The organism is Agrobacterium sp. (assembly GCF_032092815.1).
Lineage (GTDB): Bacteria > Pseudomonadota > Alphaproteobacteria > Rhizobiales > Rhizobiaceae > Agrobacterium.
In genome coordinates this window covers 1-3,697 of sequence record NZ_DAMDBP010000029.1, presented here as the reverse complement: position 1 = coordinate 3,697, position 3,697 = coordinate 1, and the positions used below count along the sequence as shown (strand labels likewise).

Sequence of the window (3,697 nt, the reverse complement as noted above, 5' to 3'; positions counted from 1 at the left end):
CATGGCAATCAGGGCGATGCCGCGCAATGTATCGAGTGCGCCGATCCGGCCTTTCGGCGCTGGTGGCGTTGTCCCGGTGATCGCGTCGGTCATTCTCTCATCCCTGATTTTTCATTCTGCAAAGATTATCGCAACGCCCTCAAAGTGAGGCAATTTCAAGGCTGTTTGTCTTCCATGATCGCCAATCGCGCTTCGGAGAAGAATTGACGGCGTGTCAGCACGGCAATGATGAACAGGGTGCCGCCAATGAACACGTAAGGGCCGATGAACCAGCCGAGATAACCGATCGACAGGAAAATGGTGCGCAGGCCATCATTGAAGTTCTTGGCGGCGATGATGTTCATGCGGATGACGTTTTCGGCTGCCTGTTCTGCGGCGCGTCTGTCGCCGATCGTGTCATCCACCATCGGAATGGCGCCAAACAGAATGGTACAGTAGTTGAACAGGCGGTAGGACCAGCCGAATTTGAAAAAGGCATAACCGAAGATTGTCGTCAGTCCGATGACCTTCAGTTCAAAGGCCGTACGACCGGCGTAATGCACAAAGGGCATGTCCTTGAACACGGATTCAACCTGATCAGTGGCGCCGAGAAGCGCAAAACAGCCACCAATTGCAAAGATCGAGGTCGAGGCAAAAAAGGCAGTGCCATTCTGCAGACCGGCCATGATCTGCGTATCGATCATTTTCAGGTCACGGCGCAGCGAATTGTAGATCCATTTGCGGCGGCGCTCGGCCATGGCCTGATTGAGGCTGAGGCGCGCAAAACGCGGCTTGCCCGATGTCAGCCAGGCGTAACTGCTCCACGAGAGGATGAAGATTACAAAAGCCGTATAGTCGATAATTGTCATGATGTTTTGAGACCGCCAATCGAATCCGTGCCGCTTCAGACCGGGCGATAATGGCCGCATGCGGTCTGTCAGGCAATGCGCTGACATCATCTATCTCAACGGTCTGAAAAAACGGTGTCTATTTCGCCGGTCAGATGCTTCGCGAGAAAAATGCAAAATCGTCAAAGTTTTTTCGTTTGTGAGTCGCTTGCTAACTCTCCGGTAAGAATGTGCCGTTATGTCTATTCCTGCAGACGGCGAGACCGTCAGTCCGGCTCCGGAAAAGGTATTGCGTACCGGTCGCCGTTGCCTCGTGTGTTGAGGCTTTTTTCAGGAGGCGTGCAAGCTGGGTGGCTGGCGCGCTTTTTGATTTTTATCCAGACGAAACTCCCGAAATTCATCTCCGCTCACAGGCGTCAGAATTGACATGTGCCCGGTGCGATCCTAGATTCTGTAGACGTCTGGGCCTTTTCCGTCCGGCTTGTTGTTTTTTCGATGGTTTGCATGGTGCAAGCTGCGGCAAACACAAGCAGATTGGAAACCGGCATGTAAAGCGTGATCGACCGGGGGACGCCTCCTATCTACGAATCGTCCCTTTTCATGGCTTGATGTAATGGCTCCGCGCCGTCAGGTGCGTTGGGGTCCAGACAGCAATTTTACCCCTGATAGAGCGGATTTTCATGTCGCACCACAATCGAACGGTTCTTGTGCTTGGAGGTGCGCGTTCCGGCAAATCGAAATTTTCTGAAAATCTGGTGCTGTCCAGCGGTCTTGATGCGCATTATGTGGCGACCGGGCGTGCCTGGGATGACGAGATGCGTGAGCGCATTCGGGAGCATCAATCGCGGCGCGGTGCCGTCTGGACCAGCCATGAAGAACCGGTCGATCTGGTGGGGCTGCTGCAAAAGATCGATGATCCCGACCGGATCATTCTCATTGATTGCCTGACATTGTGGGTCACAAACCTGATGATGGATAACAGGGATATGCCAGCCGAATTTGAAGCCCTTTGCCGTCACATTACTGTGGCCAAGGCGCAGCTGGTATTTGTGTCCAATGAGGTTGGACTTGGCATCGTGCCGGAAAACCGCATGGCGCGGGCGTTTCGTGACCATGCCGGCCGCCTGCATCAGAATGTGGCGGAAGTTGCCAGCGAAGTCTATTTCATCGCGGCCGGATTATCCCTTAAAATGAAGGGGTAAGTAAGGTTTTCTCAGATTTTGAATCGGCTAATTAAGTTTCTGATTCAATGCGTCTGATCCTTTTCCAGCTCCTCGAGCAGGCAATCGCTTTCAAAGGCGATATGGCGGCGGGTTGCTTCAAAAAAACCACGCAGCATGTAACCGACGGCTTCCATATTGACCGGGTTGCCGGAGCCGACCTTCAACAGCGCATCGGTCAGCTCCTCGGCAAAACATTCATCCTCGAAATGTTCAAAGCGCAGGCGCTCAAGCGTCTCGGAGCGCGCCAGCAGATTTGCATGGTGTTCAATCCATGGAAACAGCACGGTTTCCTCATAGTGATGTGCACCGCGGATAACCGGGCCAAGCGCCTTTGCGGCGTAAATGCATTTCTGCCGGTTGACATTGGAGGGCAGGGAATCTGCGATCTCCTCCAGTTCACGACAGAGCGCCAGTTGTTCCCTGTGAGCCCGGCGTAGCCATTCGAGTTTGGGGAAATCCTTTTCCGCCCTCGCCATGTGGATGATGTTTTCCTGTTCAGGTTGCCCTGAAAGATTTTCTTTCTGTGCCATTTCCTGACCTCGTTATTGCACTCGCAAGCACACATCAGGGCATCAAGCCGCGCGTATCGTGCAGCATGTTGTCCTGACCGGCGCATGCACATGCGAAAATGCCGCTAAACTCCCGTTCGTTTCTATTTCTCCCATAGTCGCAGTTGTCTGCCTTGATTTGGATCAAGGTAAGTTTGGCCTGCGAATGGCACTTCTCCATACGACGCGACATCCGCACGACTCTGCACAGGGCAGATGTCTGGCCGCGTCGGATCAGCCAGGACGTTGGGGGAAACCAACAATGAACTACACTTTGGAAGTCGTGATAGTGGCTCTGGGAGCCTTTATCGCGTTGCTCGGGGCGGCATTCGCCCATGATAATCAGTTTGCATCCCACATGTGGGTGCTGTTTTTCGTGCTGCTCATCGGCGCGGTCGTGTTGCTGCGACGTACATCCTTTGCACCGGTCGATCCCGCTGCAAAACAACGTCAGCAATCCGAGTATTTCGACGAGGTCATCAAATACGGTGTCATTGCCACCGTGTTCTGGGGCGTTGTCGGTTTTCTCGTTGGTCTCGTCGTTGCACTTCAGTTGGCATTTCCCGATCTGAACATTGAGCCATGGTTCAATTTCGGTCGCGTTCGCCCGCTGCACACATCGGCGGTGATCTTTGCCTTTGGTGGTAACGCGCTTATCGCGACGTCTTTCCATGTGGTTCAGCGGACATCGCGTGCACGCCTGTTCGGCGGTAACCTCGGCTGGTTCGTTTTCTGGGGCTACAACCTCTTCATCGTCATGGCCGCCACCGGTTACCTTCTCGGCATTACGCAGGGCAAGGAATATGCCGAGCCGGAATGGTATGTGGATATCTGGCTGACGATTGTCTGGGTCTGTTATCTCATTGCGTTTCTGGGCACGATCCTGAAGCGCAAGGAACCCCACATCTATGTGGCCAACTGGTTCTACCTCGGCTTCATCGTCACCATTGCCATGTTGCATATCGTCAACAATCTGGCGGTGCCGGTGTCGTTCCTCGGTGTCAAAAGCTACTCGGCGTTCTCTGGCGTGCAGGATGCGCTGACGCAGTGGTGGTACGGCCATAACGCGGTCGGCTTCATCCTCACCGCCGGCTACCTG

4 protein-coding genes are annotated in these 3,697 nt (G+C 54.0%); 2 read left to right on the top strand and 2 right to left on the bottom strand.

Annotation, left to right across the window (positions count from 1 at the left end):
• Positions 1 to 155: 155 nt before the first annotated feature.
• Complete coding sequence (locus RT613_RS16220) at positions 156 to 848, bottom strand: DUF599 domain-containing protein (protein WP_313616968.1); 693 nt, start codon at positions 846 to 848, stop codon at positions 156 to 158.
• Positions 849 to 1,507: 659 nt separating this feature from the next.
• On the opposite strand from RT613_RS16220, the gene cobU reads away from it, so the two are divergent.
• Positions 1,508 to 2,029: a bifunctional adenosylcobinamide kinase/adenosylcobinamide-phosphate guanylyltransferase gene (cobU, locus tag RT613_RS16215; RefSeq protein WP_313616966.1), complete on the top strand. Its 522-nt coding sequence runs from the start codon at positions 1,508 to 1,510 to the stop codon at positions 2,027 to 2,029.
• 44 nt (positions 2,030 to 2,073) lie between these two features.
• On the opposite strand, the gene RT613_RS16210 is transcribed toward cobU, so the two are convergent.
• Positions 2,074 to 2,580 carry a hemerythrin domain-containing protein gene (locus RT613_RS16210; protein WP_313616964.1) on the bottom strand — a complete coding sequence of 169 codons (507 nt, stop codon included), beginning with the start codon at positions 2,578 to 2,580 and terminating at the stop codon, positions 2,074 to 2,076.
• Between the two features lie 280 nt (positions 2,581 to 2,860).
• Here RT613_RS16210 and RT613_RS16205 point away from each other — a divergent pair.
• Positions 2,861 to 3,697: cbb3-type cytochrome c oxidase subunit I (locus tag RT613_RS16205; protein WP_313616962.1), on the top strand; the 837-nt coding region annotated here is incomplete at its 3' end.

Excerpts from the sequence above, each read along its gene's own strand:
- RT613_RS16220 (WP_313616968.1), bottom strand. The coding sequence starts at position 848 with ATGACAATTATCGACTATACGGCTTTTGTAATCTTCATCCTCTCGTGG.
- RT613_RS16210 (WP_313616964.1), bottom strand. The coding sequence starts at position 2,580 with ATGGCACAGAAAGAAAATCTTTCAGGGCAACCTGAACAGGAAAACATC.
- cobU (WP_313616966.1), top strand. The coding sequence starts at position 1,508 with ATGTCGCACCACAATCGAACGGTTCTTGTGCTTGGAGGTGCGCGTTCC.